Source organism: Anaerocolumna chitinilytica, assembly GCF_014218355.1.
Classification (GTDB): domain Bacteria; phylum Bacillota; class Clostridia; order Lachnospirales; family Lachnospiraceae; genus Anaerocolumna; species Anaerocolumna chitinilytica.
The window spans coordinates 4,794,222-4,811,348 of sequence record NZ_AP023368.1; the positions used below are offsets into that span (position 1 = coordinate 4,794,222).

14 protein-coding genes and 1 tRNA gene are annotated in these 17,127 nt (G+C 38.5%); 3 read left to right on the forward strand and 12 right to left on the reverse strand.

All coding sequences use genetic code 11. The features are described 5' to 3' along the window. Nucleotides 1–291: 291 nt before the first annotated feature. Both bsdcttw_RS20895 and bsdcttw_RS20900 read left to right on the forward strand, forming a co-directional pair. Nucleotides 292–1,836, forward strand: a complete 1,545-nt coding sequence (locus bsdcttw_RS20895) for an ATP-binding protein (protein WP_185256723.1) — start codon at nt 292–294, stop codon at nt 1,834–1,836. Further along, nucleotides 1,820–2,524 carry a response regulator gene (locus bsdcttw_RS20900; protein WP_185256724.1) on the forward strand — a complete coding sequence of 235 codons (705 nt, stop codon included), beginning with the start codon at nt 1,820–1,822 and terminating at the stop codon, nt 2,522–2,524. Before bsdcttw_RS20895 ends, bsdcttw_RS20900 begins: the two co-directional genes overlap by 17 nt. A gap of 83 nt (nt 2,525–2,607) precedes the next feature. Here the strand turns inward: bsdcttw_RS20900 and bsdcttw_RS20905 are convergent, their stop codons facing one another. From bsdcttw_RS20905 to bsdcttw_RS20940, 8 genes are all read right to left on the reverse strand, one after another. Next, nucleotides 2,608–3,549 (reverse strand): D-2-hydroxyacid dehydrogenase, encoded by a 942-nt coding sequence (locus tag bsdcttw_RS20905; RefSeq protein ID WP_185256725.1) that lies wholly within the window; start codon nt 3,547–3,549, stop codon nt 2,608–2,610. 134 nt (nt 3,550–3,683) lie between these two features. Further along, a complete protein-coding gene (locus bsdcttw_RS20910; RefSeq protein WP_185256726.1) occupies nt 3,684–5,363 on the reverse strand; it encodes a M3 family oligoendopeptidase in 1,680 nt (559 codons plus the stop codon). A gap of 145 nt (nt 5,364–5,508) precedes the next feature. Further along, a complete protein-coding gene (locus bsdcttw_RS20915; RefSeq protein WP_185256727.1) occupies nt 5,509–6,924 on the reverse strand; it encodes a radical SAM protein in 1,416 nt (471 codons plus the stop codon). 191 nt (nt 6,925–7,115) lie between these two features. Further along, nucleotides 7,116–7,346 carry a hypothetical protein gene (locus bsdcttw_RS20920; protein ID WP_185256728.1) on the reverse strand — a complete coding sequence of 77 codons (231 nt, stop codon included), beginning with the start codon at nt 7,344–7,346 and terminating at the stop codon, nt 7,116–7,118. A gap of 67 nt (nt 7,347–7,413) precedes the next feature. Further along, complete coding sequence (locus tag bsdcttw_RS20925; protein WP_185256729.1) at nt 7,414–9,309, reverse strand: cellulase family glycosylhydrolase; 1,896 nt, start codon at nt 9,307–9,309, stop codon at nt 7,414–7,416. Further along, complete coding sequence (locus bsdcttw_RS20930; RefSeq protein WP_185256730.1) at nt 9,306–10,979, reverse strand: glycoside hydrolase family 5 protein; 1,674 nt, start codon at nt 10,977–10,979, stop codon at nt 9,306–9,308. Before bsdcttw_RS20930 ends, bsdcttw_RS20925 begins: the two co-directional genes overlap by 4 nt. A gap of 373 nt (nt 10,980–11,352) precedes the next feature. Continuing rightward, on the reverse strand, nt 11,353–11,511 hold the full coding sequence (locus tag bsdcttw_RS25420) for an Arc family DNA-binding protein (protein WP_185259907.1): 159 nt from the start codon (nt 11,509–11,511) through the stop codon (nt 11,353–11,355). A 129-nt stretch (nt 11,512–11,640) separates the two neighbouring features. Continuing rightward, the gene (locus bsdcttw_RS20940; RefSeq protein ID WP_185256731.1) at nt 11,641–12,660 is read right to left on the reverse strand and encodes an SPFH domain-containing protein; all 1,020 of its coding nucleotides are present in this window, start codon (nt 12,658–12,660) and stop codon (nt 11,641–11,643) included. Nucleotides 12,661–12,890: 230 nt separating this feature from the next. Between bsdcttw_RS20940 and bsdcttw_RS20945 the strand changes: the two genes are divergently transcribed. Beyond that, nucleotides 12,891–12,975 (forward strand) — tRNA-Leu (locus bsdcttw_RS20945). Nucleotides 12,976–13,225: 250 nt separating this feature from the next. On the opposite strand, the gene bsdcttw_RS20950 is transcribed toward bsdcttw_RS20945, so the two are convergent. The 4 genes from bsdcttw_RS20950 to bsdcttw_RS20965 all read right to left on the reverse strand — a co-directional run bounded on the left by bsdcttw_RS20950 (nt 13,226) and on the right by bsdcttw_RS20965 (nt 17,127). Next, nucleotides 13,226–14,098, reverse strand: a complete 873-nt coding sequence (locus bsdcttw_RS20950; protein ID WP_185256732.1) for an SPL family radical SAM protein — start codon at nt 14,096–14,098, stop codon at nt 13,226–13,228. Nucleotides 14,099–14,166: 68 nt separating this feature from the next. Next, a complete protein-coding gene (locus tag bsdcttw_RS20955) occupies nt 14,167–15,009 on the reverse strand; it encodes an AraC family transcriptional regulator (protein ID WP_185256733.1) in 843 nt (280 codons plus the stop codon). Nucleotides 15,010–15,179: 170 nt separating this feature from the next. Further along, nucleotides 15,180–16,184 carry an alpha/beta hydrolase family protein gene (locus tag bsdcttw_RS20960; RefSeq protein ID WP_185256734.1) on the reverse strand — a complete coding sequence of 335 codons (1,005 nt, stop codon included), beginning with the start codon at nt 16,182–16,184 and terminating at the stop codon, nt 15,180–15,182. Nucleotides 16,185–16,323: 139 nt separating this feature from the next. Next, the gene (locus bsdcttw_RS20965) at nt 16,324–17,127 is read right to left on the reverse strand and encodes a class I SAM-dependent methyltransferase (protein ID WP_185256735.1); all 804 of its coding nucleotides are present in this window, start codon (nt 17,125–17,127) and stop codon (nt 16,324–16,326) included.

The following is a 17,127-nucleotide window of genomic DNA, read 5'->3' on the forward strand; positions in this document are numbered from 1 at the left end:
CCTTAAAAATCTTAACATGAACTTTACAAAATATCAATCTGTTCTTAATGTCTTTACATTTTCTTAACGTTTTCTTAACAATGGAACATTCATATATGATTACTTGAATTCCTTGTTATTTACTGATATTTTAATCATGTATAACTTTCTTTTAAGCTCTTTTTACAGACTTCCAACCATCAATCTTTACATATACTCCATTTATTCGCTAGAAATTACTATGGTACAACATAAAAAAATATATTATAATAAAAATAATTTGAAAAAATATTGTATTGTACGAGGAGTACTATGTCCAAGACAAAGATATCAATTATTATCTCCGACATTTTAAAAATCATTCTCACACTGCTTGTTTCTGCTATCCTTTCTGTTGTCGTGACTCGTCAAACAGGAGAGTATAGTAATGTTTATATTTTTTATATCCTTTCTATTATTGTTATTTCTAAAATTACAGAAAGTTATTTCAGCGGCTTTGTTGCTTCTTTTTTAGGAATAGCTGTTGTTTATTACTATATTTTTTTTTCCTCGCTCCTTTCTTTGCCCTACAAGCATGGTTATCACGTGACTCTGAACGGCATGTTCTTCATATGTATCATAATAAGTGCGATAACTGCAAGTTTGAAGAAACATATAAAAGAAACAGAGGAACGGGAAGAAAAAACTGTCAAATTAAATGAAATCGGCAGGAAACTCCTTTCTTTAAATGGAATACAAGACATTGAAAAACTTGCTCTGGAATATGTCTCTTCCCTTACCGGCTGCTCCTGTATCTTCTATATCAGGTCTCCTCAGTCCGGAGAACAGGGCATGATATATAGCCTGGCACCCAAACATGAAACCATTATGTGTTCAAGTCATGAACGTTTCGTTGCCCATTGGGTCTTTGAAAATAAAAAAGCTGCCGGTTTTCATACAGACTTTGGAAATGAGTCCAGCTGTACTTACCTTCCCTTGATATCTCATGAAAGAATACTTGGTGTAATCGGAATATTTCAGCTTGGTCAAAAGCCCTTGGATAAAAACACCTTAGATTATTTAAAGTTAATTATCTCCCAGGCTGCCATCGCATTAGAACGCCAGTATCTGGCTGATTCGGCACAGAATATGCTGGTAGAAACTGAGAAGGAGAAAATGCGCGGAAATCTTCTGAGGGCAATCTCCCATGATCTTCGTACACCTCTTACCGGCATGATTGGCGCCAGTGAGACAATCATGAATAATAAAGAACAGCTAAGTGCAAAAGAACAGGATAAACTTATTAAATACATCTACGAAGATTCCAACTGGCTCTTGCACATGGTAGAGAATCTATTATCCGTAACCCGAATCAAAGATGGAGAATCCTGTGTAAACAAATCACCTGAGCCATTAGAAGAGGTTGTGACCGCTGCCATCGGGCGATTAAGGAAACGCTATCCCAAAGCAAATCTGCAGGTACGTATACCGGAAGAGTTTCTTATGGTACCCATGGATGCCACTTTAATCATGCAAGTTTTATTTAATCTGTTAGAAAATGGAGTTAAATATGCCGGGAAAAGTGCCATGATATCCTTGATTGTAACAAAGAGAGAGAATGAAGTGGTCTTCAAGGTATCAGATAATGGAAAAGGCCTTACTTTCCATGATAATGATACCGTATTTGAAGGCATATCCCCGACTACAGCCCATAATAGTGATTCTGTAAAAGGTATCGGCATTGGTCTTTCTATCTGCAAAACTATTATTATGGCCCATGGCGGAACCATTAATGCCCAAAACCAGTTAAGCGGCGGAGCCCTGTTTACATTTACACTTCCCCTTGAAGGAGGCAATACATTTGAGCAAAAAGATTAAAATACTCGTAATAGAAGATGAACCTACCATCAGTAAATTTATCGATGCTACGCTTTCTGCAAATCATTATAAGGTAATCATTTGCCGTACCGGTAGAGAAGGAATTGAACTTATCTCTTCTCATTGTCCGGATTTGGTCTTATTGGACCTGGGGCTTCCGGATATGGACGGACTTCAAGTCATTAAGGAAGTCAAGGAGTGGTCCTCCCTCCCTATATTGGTGGTATCTGCAAGGGTTGATGAACAATCGAAGGTAGAAGCTCTGGACGCAGGCGGTGATGACTACATTACTAAGCCCTTTGGCACCAGTGAATTACTGGCACGTATCAGAACCGCACTCAGACACTATACCAAAGCTGACAGCAAAAAAGGCAATGTAAAAAACAGCTATCAGACCAAGGATTTTCTAATAGATTTTGATAAACATCTGGTTACTGTCAGAGGGGAAGAGGTACATCTGACTCAAATAGAATATAAGCTGGTCTCCCTTCTTGCCAATAACCCTGGAAAAGTACTGACATATGATTCCATCATCACAAAAATATGGGGTCCCTATGCAGAAAAAGATAATCAGATTCTAAGAGTAAATATGGCTAATATACGCAGAAAGATTGAAAAGAATCCTGTGGAACCGGAATACATCCTGACAGAAATCGGTGTAGGGTACCGGATGGTAGAAGACTATTAAGGAATAGCAGATTCTTGAATAAAATGGGTGTCGCAAACTTATCTCTGCGGATTGACAGAAACTCCTTTGCGGCACCCACTTCATTAATACAATTCATTGATTAACTTCTCACCATTTTTGTATTTTATATAATTTTCCTCAAACATTTTTATGACTTTATTAATTACATTCTTAGAGATTGCGGAGCTATGAGGCGTTATGAGAACATTATCAAGCTCCCATAGGGGACTTTCAGTCGGGAGTGGCTCTTCATGAAAAACATCCAAAAGCGCACCCTTAATCTTTTTTTCTGTCAGGGCTTCTATCAAATCCTGTTCGTTGACTGTATCTCCCCTTGCAATATTAACAAAAACAGCCTCATTCTTCATGAGTGCGAATTCTTCTGCCCCCATTAGATGATAGGTCTCAGCGGTAAGGGGTGCTGCCATGACCACATAGTCTGCCTGAGGCAGAACTTCTCTTAACCTATCCATCCTATATACTTCATCAAAGCCTTCCAGACTGCATACCTTTCTCTTAAGACCCAGTACTTTTATATCAAAGGCCTTAGCCTTTCTCCCAATTTCAGAGCCAATATGTCCTGCTCCTATAACCAGAAGTGTTTTTCCTTCCATGTCTTCTTCTGATATCAGATTCCCCCACTTCTTTTCCTTTTTAAGAGGGATATACCTGTCATAATGATGGCTCATGGCAAGAAGTCCACCCATAACATATTCTGCAATGGTAACTGCATGCACTCCGCTGGTATTGGTGGTAAGGATTCCTCTTGTCTTTAATTCCTCTAGGGGAAGCTTTTCCACGCCGGCACTTATACTAAATACCCATTTTAATAAGGGTGCGGCATTTAACATTTCTTCATCTATGGGAACAGACAAATTGCCTCCTCCGATGGTTATAATAAGTTCTGTTTCAGGCAGATACCTTAAGGCTTCTTCTTTGGTCGGGCAGACTTGTACCTTCTCACCGGTAACTTCTTCTATGGCTGTTACATAAGGATTTTTGTTATATAATAATGATAATATCATACATATCTCCATTCCGGCAATTTCTTATGCCATATCTCTATGTTTATATTGCAAATACTTATTCTAGGTATCAATGGCAAAAGCCGCCCTTAACGGCGGCTTTTGAGCTGCTGTTACTGTAACAGCTCGCTTATTTAGTTATTATAGTATGTCTTTGTAAGTTCCTCAACAATATTCTTCATACAACCATCCTGGAAAGGAGAATCAAGTCCGACTTCTTTTAACATCGGTTCATAGAATTCTTTCGCAGAGAGTTTGCAAAGAGCAAGATAGCTCTCCCATGCCTTTTTATAATCCTTATCCATCTTTATGCGGTATTGTAGTGCACAAGTCTGGGCAAGGCAATAATCAATATAGTAGAAAGGACTGGCGTAAATATGAAGCTGTCTCTGCCAGAATCCACCCTTAGAAAAGAAGGGGTCATCAGCATAATCCATATGGGGCCTGTATTCACTCTCAAGCTTCATCCAAACAGCTTTTCTCTCATCTGGGGTCATATCCGGATTTTCATAAACAATATGTTGGAATTCGTCTACCATACAACCATAGGGAATAAAAGTGACGGATTCCGCAAGGTGCATCTTCCTGTAATCCTCTGCTCTGTCACCAAAGAATTTTTCCATATAACGATCTGTAAAGAATTCCATGGACATAGAATGTATTTCTGCGGTTTCCATAGTGATATCCCTATGTTCTTCTACCTCATAGTCTCTCACCACATATCCCTGGAAAGCATGACCGCACTCATGTGTTATAACATCTACATCGGAGCTGGTTCCGTTAAAATTAGCAAAGATAAAGGGCATTTTATAATCCGGCAGGAATGTCATATAACCACCTGCCTGTTTATTCTTTCTGCCTAAAACGTCAAATAATTCATTTTCATACATATAATCAAAAAATTCTTTGGTTTCAGGAGATAAATCATCATACATCTCCTTGCCCCATCTTAGAATCTCTTCAGGAGTTCCAATCGGTGCCGGATTGCCATTGTTAAAGTACATTTCATTATCATAAAACTTTAAAGAATCCAATCCCAGAGCTTCTCTCCTTGCTTCATGTACCTTTGTAGCCAAAGGAACAAAAACTTTCTTTACCTGATCTCTAAAATTCTTAACCATGACTTTATCATAACTGTTACGATTCATACGGCAATAACCCAGTTCAACATAATTAGAATAGCCCATCAGCTTAGCCTGTGCTGTACGGTTCTTTACCATCTTATCATAAATATCATCCAGTTCTCCGCTCTTTTCCTGGAAGAAGCCGGATAATTTACTCCAAGCCTCTTTACGGATATTACGGTCAGAATCCGTCAGATATTTTCTTAACATAGAGATGTTAAGTTCTTCCCCATTAAACATAATCTTGGCACTGGCAATCAGCTTATGATAGGTGGATACCAGATTGTTTTCTTCCTGCATAAGGGGAATCAACTTCTCATCCAGGGATTTGGCCATTAATTCGATATTCTTAAATGCTACTTTTCCGATTTTCTCTTCCAGATAATCTCTGAAAGGTGACTCTAAGAGGGTCTTGGAGTATTGAAGCGTAAGGTCATCAAACTCCGGCTTTTTCTCGTCATAGTAATTATTTTCATTCTCATAAAATTCATCAACTGTATTTCCTGTATGCCTGATTTCACAGATTGTCATCTGTGTAAGTACCTTATCACGCAACGCGTAGGCTTTTTTATGGATTTCAAACTGCTCCTGTCCGCTCTTTGCTTCCTTCTGCTCTTTAATTAAGGCCTCAAAGCCTTTCTTTACCTCTTCCATATCAATGCGTTCATAAGGTATCTCTTTAAACTTCATATTTTAATCCTCCGTTCTTCCTATATAATCCTGTCTTATTATATCTTAATAGAAATATCTGTATTCTGCAATGTTGAATATGATAATTTTTATAAATAACTTCAATAATGCAATATAATCTGTATATAAAAATTTAGTTTAAATACTATTCTTTCTCATCCAGTTCTTTGTGCAGACCATGGAATCTTGCCGCACAACCGTCGCAATAGGTGCAGCTATGACTGTTTTCCCAGAGTTTGTCTGCAACGACTTCCCATCTGTCAGCAGCGGGTATACATTTTTCTGTTAGGTCTCTCACATTTTCCGGATTCTTTAGATCTGTGGATTTTGCTCCAGACTTCTCCACCATTTCTGCAAGTCTTCCTTGATTATCCAAAAGCGGGCAGGGTCTTAGCATATTTTTGTTAAAGGGCTGGTTTTTATGGTATTCCATGAACAAAGGAGACTTTAGAGCTTCCAGAATGGTCTTTTGATAAACATTGCTGTCAGAATAATGAATAAAGGCACAAGGCTCTACATCACCATTGGCATTAATATGAAGATATCTTCTGCCACCTGCAATACACCCCTTTACATATTCACCGTCATTCCAGAAGTCCATCGTAAAGATTGCCTTACTTTCACGATATTCCCTGATACGATGATACATAAGCTCTCTTTGCTCCGCTGTTGCCAAAAGCTCCGGCTTAGCATCTGCTCCTACCGGCATATACGTAAAGAACCATGCAAATTTAGCTCCTTTTTCAATCATGTAATCAAAATACTTTTCACTTGCAATCACTTCCGTATTTTTACTGGTATAACAGCAGGAAATTCCAAAAGGAAGCCGCTTAGCTCTTAAAGTTTCCATCGCCTTCTCCACTGCCCGAAAGGTTCCTTCTCCCCTTCTAAAATCTGTCTCCTCCCTGAAACCTTCCACGCTGATAGCTGGGACGAAGTTCTTTACCTGAAGCATCGCATCAGCAAATTTTTCGTCAATTAAAGTACCGTTGGTGAAGGCAAGAAAGGAACAGTCATTATGCTTTTTGCATAGGGCTATAATGTCCTTTTTTCGGACCAGCGGTTCGCCGCCGGAGTAGATATAGAAGTATATCCCCAATTCTTTTCCCTGGGTTATAATGCTATCCAGTGTATCAAAGCTCATATTCAGATGATTTCCGTATTCTGCCGACCAACAGCCTATACAGTGCAGATTACAGCCTGAGGTTGGGTCGAGAAGGATCGCCCAGGGTACATTGCATTGATGTTTTGCACGGGCTTTATGCTGTCTTTTCCCGCCTAAAAATACTCCGTTTACAATAAAATTTTCAAAGAGTTTCTTTCTTACTTCACTATCAATATCTGTATAAAGACTTTGAATAAGGCGGTACCAATTGTTGTCCTTATTATTCATATATGACAGAATTAGCCTCGCCTGATTCCCAACATATCTCCCCTTTTTGTCAATCTTTATCAGCCAGTTTAAAACTTGCGGGATGTTTTTTTCAGGATTGGAATCCAGATATTGAAGCGCTTTCCGAATGCCAAAACCTTGTAGTGCCTCCTTAATATTTTTTTTCATACTCCACCGAATCTATACGTTTTAGCTATTATATGCACAAACTAAGTTAAAATTTACGATTACCTCACAGAATAAATACCGTCATATGCTTCCTGTAAAAACTGCCGCCAAGGTTCAAGCTAGAACTCTGGGCGGCAGTTTTTGCATAATAAACGATTAAGCTATTAGCGGATTCCTCTATCATATTTTCATTATTGTGCAACATCTTTTAAATCAGATATTAATTCCATATCGGAGGCATTAATTTTTATATTAGAACTAAGAGTCTCACCGGATGCTGTGGTTACCGTAATCTCAATGATACTTCCCTCCTGTAAGCCTTTATTCTTAACCGCTTCCATGAATTTAGGAAACTTAGGGTGATTTGTAGTAAAGGTATCCCAGGTTTTCTTTAATTTCATCATTTTCATAGGGTTTATCATGTTTTTATCTCCTTTGGTTATATCCATTATACATACATTAAATCTTCGGGAGAGAAAAATCAACCCATTACTTTGCTGTAATAAAAAAACTCTCCCAGCTGCTTGGACTGTCTCGGTCTGCAATTAAAGGAGTTCCGCTGAGATTTTCATCAGAGCAGACATATTTGCCTGTTATGGAAGACTTAAGAGCATAAAGCGCATCGGATATTTCAACTAAGGTGAAACTATCGGCATCCTTTACTGTTTTTCCACCGGCTTTTAATTTCTTTGTAGTTTTATCCACCGTTATATAGCTTTTATCCTCCGCTTGCAAAAGTATGGTTCCTTTTTCCCCCTTGATAAGGTGAAAATAATTCTTTATTTCACCATCTGCTGCCAGCAAACTGCCATCTCCCTGAATAGAAACATATAGATTCTTATGCAGTGCTTTTATGCTGTATTGCCCTTCTGAGAAATCAACCGGTTTTAACCCAAGAGAATTCTCTGCCGCAGGCATTACGCAGTACTTTGTGAATACATGGCTTAAATCTTTATTTTCTACGGATTTGCCGCTGGCCCCCCAGACATTTTCGATAGCCTCTTTTGAAGTATTCTCCAGGGTAACATCTCCTACCGACTGGTTATACAGTCCCCAATTACCGTATTCCGAAACACATTTATATGTCCAGGTAGTCCAGTTAAGTCCAGCCGCTGTCAGTAACATAAGACCTTCATCCCAAGCCTCGGTACTATTAAAATAACTGAATTCGCCTAAATAGCTGGGAACATTATAATCAGCCGTTGCAATTGCATTTACCTTGGTTTCCATGTTGGTTATCTGTTTGCCTGCTGCATTATCATAATCATCATAAAGATAGTTATGATATTCATACATAACGTTTTCCCATTGGTATTCAGTGGGGTCAGGCAAGTCAACAGGATCCCAGGTTGCTTCCATTACAATTACGTGGTCCTTATCCAGTGCACGAATACGGTCATAAGCAGTATCATATACCTTCCAAAGAATACGGTGAAGTTCCTCATCACTTTTGCCTGAGTTATAGCGGTAGGTACAATAAGGCTCATTGAGCAGATCGTAACCTGCCACTACCGGATTTCCCGCATATCGTTTAGCAATTTCATCCCAAATTTTATAGAAAAGTTCCTGATTTTTCTTAACTTCGGCTTTCTCACCAAAGAAGAACCTGGAGGCTCCCATCTTATCCTCTCCACCGTCAAGACCAGAATGGTCACTGCCGTTTTGAGACCCCGGAGCTCCATGGAAGTCAAGGATTACATACATTCCTCTCTCTCCCGCTTCTTTTATAAACCAGTCAAAGGTCTTATACCAATCTGCATAGAACTCACCCTTTTCGTCTACGATATTCCGGTACCAAAAAGGAAGTCTTAAGCAGTTTATTCCAAGATTCTGGCAGTTATCAAGATCTTTTTCGGTAAAATAATTATCCTGGTAAAGCTTTACCAAATCATACATGCCATCTTTTCCGAACTTTTTCTCCAGATAAGTATAGATACCTGTCTCGTCTTTTACCTCTGTTCCGGGATTAGTAGGTGTCATCCAGAATTCCTGAAAAAGCCAGCCACCAATATTGGTGCCTCTAAGATTTACCACCTCTCCTTCACCGGACTTGTTACGCAGGTTCTTATCCTTCGCTTTTAAAAAATCATCTTCACTGATTGGCTCTCTCTTTGTAACTGTAATTACCTCCGTATTCTTACTCTGTTTATTTTCAGAGTTCGCATTGTCCTCCGCTTTCGCTGTACCAGCAGGCTCTTCAACTTTTGCTGTCGGTGTGGGAGTCGGATCAGGGGCATCTGCTTTCTTCTGGCAGGCTGTAAGGCTCCCTAGCAGGAACAAGACTCCCAGTACAAACAGACACTTCTTCACTGCCTTTTCTGTATTTTTTCTACCTTTAAGCTCTCTGTTATTAACTTCATAGCTTTTATTCATACTCTGAATCATTCCTTGATTTCCTCTCCCCTATATGTATGAATAGCTTCCAGTTCGATACTTCCTCTTATCACTTTTACGGTAAGTATAGAATGTCTGCTTTGACTTAAGCCAAGTCTGCCGGTGCTTTTTTGTTCCTCTCCCGGCTTACACTCTATGACAGAAAGGACTCTTTCATCCTGTAATATTTCAAAAACAGCAGCTTCCTTACAATAATAACTTACAGAAATCTCTGATTTTTCTCCGATATTATTCAGGCTGTACCCGGCATACTCCTCCTGTGCAAGTTCCACTACATACTTAAGGAATCCGCAATCAAAGCCGAATTTCTTCTGATAATCCTTATGCTTCTCTTTTATTGTCATACCGGTACCGAGACGATAACGGTATATATTATCTTCCATATGTAACCCAGAATAGGTTATCCCTTTGCCAGAAATAAGATTTTCCTCCGGGAAAAGTGAGTTCCCCTTTACTGCAAACTCATCAAAGTCCGTTCCTCTGATAACACTTCCGGGTTCTCTAAGAACTGCTGCTGATACTTCTTCTTTGAAATCACAGTTATCAAGGAGCATATTGTGCAGGTATTCCTCTAATATTTCCTTTGCTTTGTCATAGCCCGGATGCATACCGCCATTGGTGTAATCAATTATCAGGTTCCAATCTTTAGGCATAGGCACAGAGCAGGGTGAATTGGTACAGTCCATCTTCTTCCAGGGCCAGATATTGTAACCAATACCCAGACTTTCAGCCAGGGGATACATGGCCGTAAACCACTCTATGGTATTCTCTCCGGTTTCTCCGAGCCAAAGAGGAACATTCCATTTCTCTCTCAGCTCAAGGTAGTCTCTATAACAGGATTTATCCGGAATGCAAGCATATCGATGGAAATGAATAACCATCTTATCATCATATTTTTTATAAAAAACATCATTGGCAGTAGCCCAGTGATGCCCCTCGATGCTTAGAAGGTGCTTTTTATCTACTTTTCTGATCTCTGCGGTTGCTTTCTCATAAAACTCACAAAGGCGCGGAACAAGATACTCCACTTCTTTATCCTTCGCATGTCTCTTAGGTCTTAGCGGTTCATTCAACAAATCATAGCCGCCGACAATATATCGGTCTGAATACCTTTCAGCCAGGCGCTTCCACAACTGTATCCCTTTCTGAAAACAGTCCTCATCAATAAAAAGTCTCGGCATATCATCGATACAATCATCGATATTTGCCCCGGTCTGACCGCCCGGTGCACCGTGGAGGTCGATAAAGGCATACAGGCCGTATTTCTCACACCAGTCAATTACCCTGTCAAGAAGTAAAAAACCTTCCTCCACCCAGTTAAGCCCTGGAGCTTCCTTTAAAAATAGTCTGGAGTTAATAGGGATACGAACCGAATTATACCCCAGCTCCTTCATCCTCCTAATATCAGCTTCGTTAATATAATTCTCACGAAACCTCATCCAAAATTCCTTCGAATACTCTGCACCAGTAAGCTCTTCAATTACTTCTTCAATTCTTCTTGGCCTGTCGAAGCGCTCACCTCCCATGGACTTCCACATATATCCCTCACACAAAAGCCAGTTGCCAAGTCCCCAGCCTTTTAAGAGAACCGTCTTTCCCTCTTCGTTAATAATTCTTGTACCATCTACATCTAAAAATCCCTTTACCACATTCTCCTGCATAAAAATTTCCTTTCTGCAACTCTAATCTGTCTGCCGGTTAAAATACAAAGCTTATTCTTAGGTTTCTATTGTTTTGTTTCATGCTAATTTAAATAAAAACGTTTTTATTATAATAACATATTTTGCACTTATTTTCAACATGAAGTTAGTGCTTTTTCATTACTTTCTAACAATGATTCCGATGCTTTCTTAAAAATCGTTTTAAAATCCAACAATTTCCATCCTATTAATAATAAAAAAAAAGAACCGTCTTGTTTTCAGGAGTACATTAGCCATAACTGTGTACTCTTAAACCCGGACGGTTCCTAATTATAGATTTTTGTTTCGTATCATTGGATTTAGATTATTTCAAAGGCGTAACAATAGATATTGTTTAATTTCCTTTTCGCTTTCGTACGCACTCTGACAGCAGGAATTCAATCTGACCATTAATGGAGCGGTAATCATCCTCTGCCCATGCGGCCAGGTCATTCCATAATGTCGGCGACAGTCTTAAAAGAATCTGTTTTTTGGATTTCTCTTTTTCTTTTATCTGCTTCTCTTTTTGTAAGAGCTCCAGTTCAATTTCTTTGATTCTTTCAAGGCGTTTTTGAAGTTCTTCTTCCCTTTTATCGATATTACCTTCATTGTTTGCTGTCATTATACTGCCTTTCTATGGAATCTAATAAATAGAACCGCTGTTTACAATAGGCTGGGCATCCTTGTTACCGCAGAGCACTACTAGAAGATTACTTACCATAGCTGCCTTTCTTTCATCATCCAATACAACAATTTCTTCCTGTCCCAACTGATCGATTGCCATCTTAACCATACTGACAGCACCTTCCACGATCTTTTGTCTGGCTGCAATTACAGCCACTGCCTGCTGCCTCTGAAGCATTGCTGCTGCGATTTCTTCCGCATAAGAGAGGTGGGTAATTCTAACTTCCTTAATTTCAAGGCCAGCTTCACTGACTCTTTGCTGCAGTTCCACTCTCATACTATCTGCAATTTCCTGGCTGCTTCCTCTTAAAGTCTTCTCATCGGCATCGTTCTCCATCGTGTCATAGGGATAAAGTCTTGCAACATTTCGTATAGTTGAATCACATTGAATGGAAAGAAAAGTCTTGTAATTATCCACGTTAAAAACAGCTTTGGTAGGATCTGCTACTCTCCATATAACTACTGCCCCTATAATAATAGGATTACCTAATACATCATTCACCTTTTGCTTTTCATTGCTTAAGGTAAGTGTCTTGGTTGAAATCTTCTTGCTGCTTACATCAGCGGTAGTTGCAGGTGCTGCAGTTGTACCGAAATTAGCAGCGTTGGTATTAGCAGCTGCCGGTGCTGTTCTGGCCGGGTGAATTGCTCCAGCAAAAGGATTGGTATAATAAAACCCTTCCTTTTTAATTGTTCCATAATACTTACCAAACAGCGTCATTACAATTGCTTCGTTGGGATTTAAAATATGAAATCCGCCTAACAGAATACAAAGTACAATTACTAAGATAATACCCGCAACCAATAAAAATACTCCGATATTGTAGTTTTCCTTGCTTATCTCGATTGAACCATAAATGATTGCCCAGATTGACACTCCGAATCCTATGAGTACCAATAAGAGCATCATTCCTCCGTTCAAAGGTTTGATTTCTTTTTCTTCTACGTTATTTAATTTCTGTTCATTTTCATTGTCCATATTATCCTCCATCTGCCATTACCGGCTTTCTTATCATCAAGCTGAATCAGGAATTACCATTGAATTTATGCCTTTATTCATCTTGATGAAGTATATTATTGTGATATCAATATGATATCATATTATCTCAATTGCATTATTTTGTCAACTAAAAAAATATGAATAAAAAACAAATTTAAGCTTGACTTTTGGACAAAATGTAGTAGAATATATACGTTAGTGTTTCGCATGCAGTTGTGGCGGAATTGGCATACGCGCTAGATTCAGGTTCTAGTCCGCTTAACGTGGGTAGGGGTTCAAGTCCCCTCAACTGCATATTGTAAAACAAGGGTTCCGGAAGTTATTAAACTTCCGGAACCCTTGTTTTTTTGATGTTTTGGGTGTCGTACTCATAAGAACTTAATATATTATTTGGGCTAAGAAAAAGCGATTAAGTATGAAAACTTAGTCGCTTTTGTTCGCTATCAAATATTTATGTTTGTTTGAGAATCTCTTAGTGCGCTTACGCTAGCCGCTACCACCTATTATGCTTATTTTCTGTTATGTTAATATTACTTAAGTATATTTAAAGAGAACTATATCCGGATCTCAACATTTGATTAACTTTCCTTATATCATAATTCATACCCTCTTTTTCACATGTTTCTACAAATGTATGCCACATTTTTTTACTGTTGAACGATCTGCAACGGTAGTAATTCTTATATCGTTGCAAAAATTTTTCAGAAATTCCGGGATAATGTTTTTCTGCTTCATGAAGAAAATAATCACGCTGAACATCGGCCATCGTTACTTGAGTTGAAAGGTATATATAGCTAGCGCCGTAATTCTTGGCTTTTTTAACCATTTCTTGTACGTTTTCTTTTGTATCTGTTATATACGGAATTACGGGATCCATTAATACACCTGTAGTTATTCCATTTTTAGTCAAATATTCAATTGCTTCGAATCTTTCTTTTGTTGTTGATACATTTGGTTCAATCTTTTTACATGTTTCATCATCCGAACAGGTAATAGAAAAGTTCACACTGGCAGGGGAATGTTCTTTTATGTCTAATAAAATATCTGTATCTCTGGTAACCAAATTGCTTTTCGTAATGATACATACACCAAAATCAAATGCGTTGATTAATTCTAAAGCATTTCTTGATAATTTTAGTTCTTTTTCTTTCGGATTGTATGAGTCTGACACGCCTCCCATTAACACGACACCTGTTGTTGTTTTCCGTCTAAGTTCGTCGCGAATTATCTGCAATGCGTCTCTTTTCGCTCTTACGCAGTCAAAATTATCACTTTTTTCGTAATAACTACTTCGAGCATAACAATATATGCATCCGTGGCTACAGCCCCGATATATATCCATAGCATATTCAAACGACAGATAATTCCAATTAGGTATGCATTTCCTTACAATCGTCTTAGCATTTATATACTCCATAAATTACCTCAATTTACTAATATAAAGATATTATCTATTGATTACCATATAATTGCGTATTAGAAACATTACTTTTTAATAACTGGTATCCATATTTCACTTTTGTAATCAGACGACCCCAAGTCACCATTTGAATACCACTCCACTTCCGGTGCTTCGGCATGCTCATAACCAGATGTAGGGAACCACTCGGAAAAAATGCGTCCCCATATTTCTGCCATTGCGGTAGGCATGGGTCCTGTTATATCAAATATTGCCCATGTATGTGATGGTATTTCAAGCTTACACATTGTTTCTGAACCATCTTTTTCCGTTATGGAGGCTATGTAGTAATCAGTTGTGTTGTCTTCATACATTCCACTGTATACGCCTACTAACCCATTCCCAAGTCCGGCAATTTGAGAAATAGTTTCTTGAGGTGTTTCACTCCACATTTTCCCAACGTTTTCCCCCAAACCATCAATATTTGAAAACCTTTCTTTTATACCCACAACGGTAAATGATTTTTTTTGCTCTATTCTGTAGTTCATCTCAACAACTCCTTTTATTGATAATGTAAACGTTACACGAGGATAGGCTTTTAACGATATGCCTTTTTCTCTTGCTTTTGATGGTGTAACCTCATGCATTGCCATAAAAGCACGAGAAAACGAATCAGGTGAATTATATCCATACTTCAAAGCAATATCAATTATCTTTTCATTACCATTCTGCAAGTCAAAAGCGGCAAGGGTTAAGCGACGTCGCCTAATATACTCGGATAGTGGTACACCGATAAGGAAACCAAACATGCGCTGAAAATGATATTGAGAGCATAATGCGATTTTTGCAATCCTTTCATATTCTATTTCACCATCAAGATTACTTTCGATATAATCAATTGCTTTTTTCATGTTTTCTAGTGTATCCATATACTTCTCCTTTCGCGTTAAGTATAATACAGGTTAGAAACAGATACCCGACAATATTTGCAAGTATTTGTAGGCTATATGTTTATAACTAGTTTGGTATATTTATAAATTAAGCATAACAAACCATTTTATCGTTGTTGTATTAGTTAATAGAATCCGCCAACCTAGCATTAATGCTGCTTCAACCAATAGAAATAATCATCAAAGAATGCCCAAGGTGTATCCATATGATTCATTCCGGGATACAGTGACAATTTAACATCCTTCCCGAGAGAAGACATTGCATTATATAAATCTTCTGAATGATGATACGCTACCCTTTCATCTGCCATCCCCTGAGCTATATATAATGGTGTATTTATCTTATCAGGCCAATTGATTGCTGAACGCTTCTCATACTCTGCACTATCAGTCTTTAGATTTCCGACTAACCCTCGTAAAATGCTTGTCATTTCTACATTCCCCGCTTGATTCATTTCTACATAGTACTTCTTTAAATCTGTAATTCCCGCACCTGCAACTGCCGCATTAATCCGTTTATCACGGCTCAAGACAATATAAGTTTCCATTGCACCTCTGGACCAACCGAGCATATACAATTTGTTGTCTGTGCAATCCAACTTCTTAGCATAGTTAATTAATTCAATCACATCGTCTACATCGGCACCACCAAATTCATCTTCTCCAGTACTGTCTCCGCCTCCGCGATACTGGGATCCCATGGCGATAAAACCATATCTTGCAAAATGTTCAATCGTTGTAGGTTCCAATTCTCCATAATCTCTGTTTCCTCCACGATTAAATATCAATATCGGGTATTTATTTTCCATGTAATTTTTTGGCGCTGCCACATAGCCCTCGATAGTTTCATTACCACTCTTATAATGAATCCGGTAACTCAATATCTGCTCCGGTGGAAGCAATACCGAATCCTCTTTTTGGTATACAACATAATCCTTATATTGCTTTTTTAAATCCCTGCTGTAACCTTCCAATTTCTTCAAATAGTCTGTGTCGGTATTAATGGCCTCCATACTGACTCCCGATTTCCAGTCCTGCATGATTTCTTCCAATGAATGTTTTTTTTCATTTATTCTGATAACACTGATAAATACCGAGCACAATGCTAACACAAGCAAGGCCTGAAGCACTCGGCTATTATATTTTTTCTCCATACTTCTCTCCGTTCATTCGGCAATTCCTGCTATAAAGTGTAAATATCTTTCCTGGTAGTATTTTACATCAAATTATTATAAGAATAAAGTAAAGGTTTTACCGGATGCTAATACTGAGATAATGATGGATAATAAACTATTATTTTTTCGCAGCCACACTAATCCAATTCGGCAAAGCAGCCATAGGATTATTTCGCCAGTCATGCATATGGTCAACTTCTTCCTTGGTAGCTGTAACCCCTTTTGCAATATCTGCATAAGAAATCCAAAATGGCCAGTTGTAGTCTTTCTCTGCGAACATTTCCTCCATATGCTTAATTGAGAGTCCTGCATCCAATATTGCATTCATAAGATCCATAACCCGCCATGCAAAGGTAATTTCTGACTCACTCTCAAAAGGTCCCGTCATATCATATGGTTTAACCACCTTTAAGGCCTCATCAAAAGGGCGGTGAAAGGGATGGATTTCATACATTATGTAAGTTCCGCCATGCTTCATTATACGATAAATATTGCGGTACATGCCAGGCAGGTCATCTATCCACACATGCACACCGTTTGAGGTATAGACAAAGTCAAATGAATTCTCCGGGAGACCATCTAGTTTCATGGTATCTTGACAGATAAATGTAATTGATTTCTCCCAACCGTATTTCTTTGCCACTCTCTCAGCATTGGCAAGCTGGTTCTCTGAAATATCACAAGAAGTAACCTCTGCACCTAACATGGCAAAAGCAAATACTGCGTGATTATCACCGCTTGAGGGCACACAGATTTTCTTTCCCTTCATGTCAGGCACAAACTTGTGAATCATCTCCCAAGTTGTAGAATGAAAGGCCTTTGCAGGCTCTTGTATGATATTCTTCATAAAATTTTCAGAATGAAGAAAGGCTGAATATGCAGCAGCACCTTCATTCCAACTGTTTTTGTTCTTCTCTGACAT

Coding starts and splice junctions, on each gene's coding strand:
- bsdcttw_RS20895 (WP_185256723.1), top strand. CDS start 292: ATGTCCAAGACAAAGATATCAATTATTATCTCCGACATTTTAAAAATC.
- bsdcttw_RS20905 (WP_185256725.1), bottom strand. CDS start 3,549: ATGATATTATCATTATTATATAACAAAAATCCTTATGTAACAGCCATA.
- bsdcttw_RS20910 (WP_185256726.1), bottom strand. CDS start 5,363: ATGAAGTTTAAAGAGATACCTTATGAACGCATTGATATGGAAGAGGTA.
- bsdcttw_RS20915 (WP_185256727.1), bottom strand. CDS start 6,924: ATGAAAAAAAATATTAAGGAGGCACTACAAGGTTTTGGCATTCGGAAA.
- bsdcttw_RS20920 (WP_185256728.1), bottom strand. CDS start 7,346: ATGATAAACCCTATGAAAATGATGAAATTAAAGAAAACCTGGGATACC.
- bsdcttw_RS20925 (WP_185256729.1), bottom strand. CDS start 9,309: ATGATTCAGAGTATGAATAAAAGCTATGAAGTTAATAACAGAGAGCTT.
- bsdcttw_RS20930 (WP_185256730.1), bottom strand. CDS start 10,979: ATGCAGGAGAATGTGGTAAAGGGATTTTTAGATGTAGATGGTACAAGA.
- bsdcttw_RS20940 (WP_185256731.1), bottom strand. CDS start 12,660: ATGGACAATGAAAATGAACAGAAATTAAATAACGTAGAAGAAAAAGAA.
- bsdcttw_RS20950 (WP_185256732.1), bottom strand. CDS start 14,098: ATGGAGTATATAAATGCTAAGACGATTGTAAGGAAATGCATACCTAAT.
- bsdcttw_RS20955 (WP_185256733.1), bottom strand. CDS start 15,009: ATGGATACACTAGAAAACATGAAAAAAGCAATTGATTATATCGAAAGT.
- bsdcttw_RS20960 (WP_185256734.1), bottom strand. CDS start 16,184: ATGGAGAAAAAATATAATAGCCGAGTGCTTCAGGCCTTGCTTGTGTTA.
- bsdcttw_RS20965 (WP_185256735.1), bottom strand. CDS start 17,127: ATGTCAGAGAAGAACAAAAACAGTTGGAATGAAGGTGCTGCTGCATAT.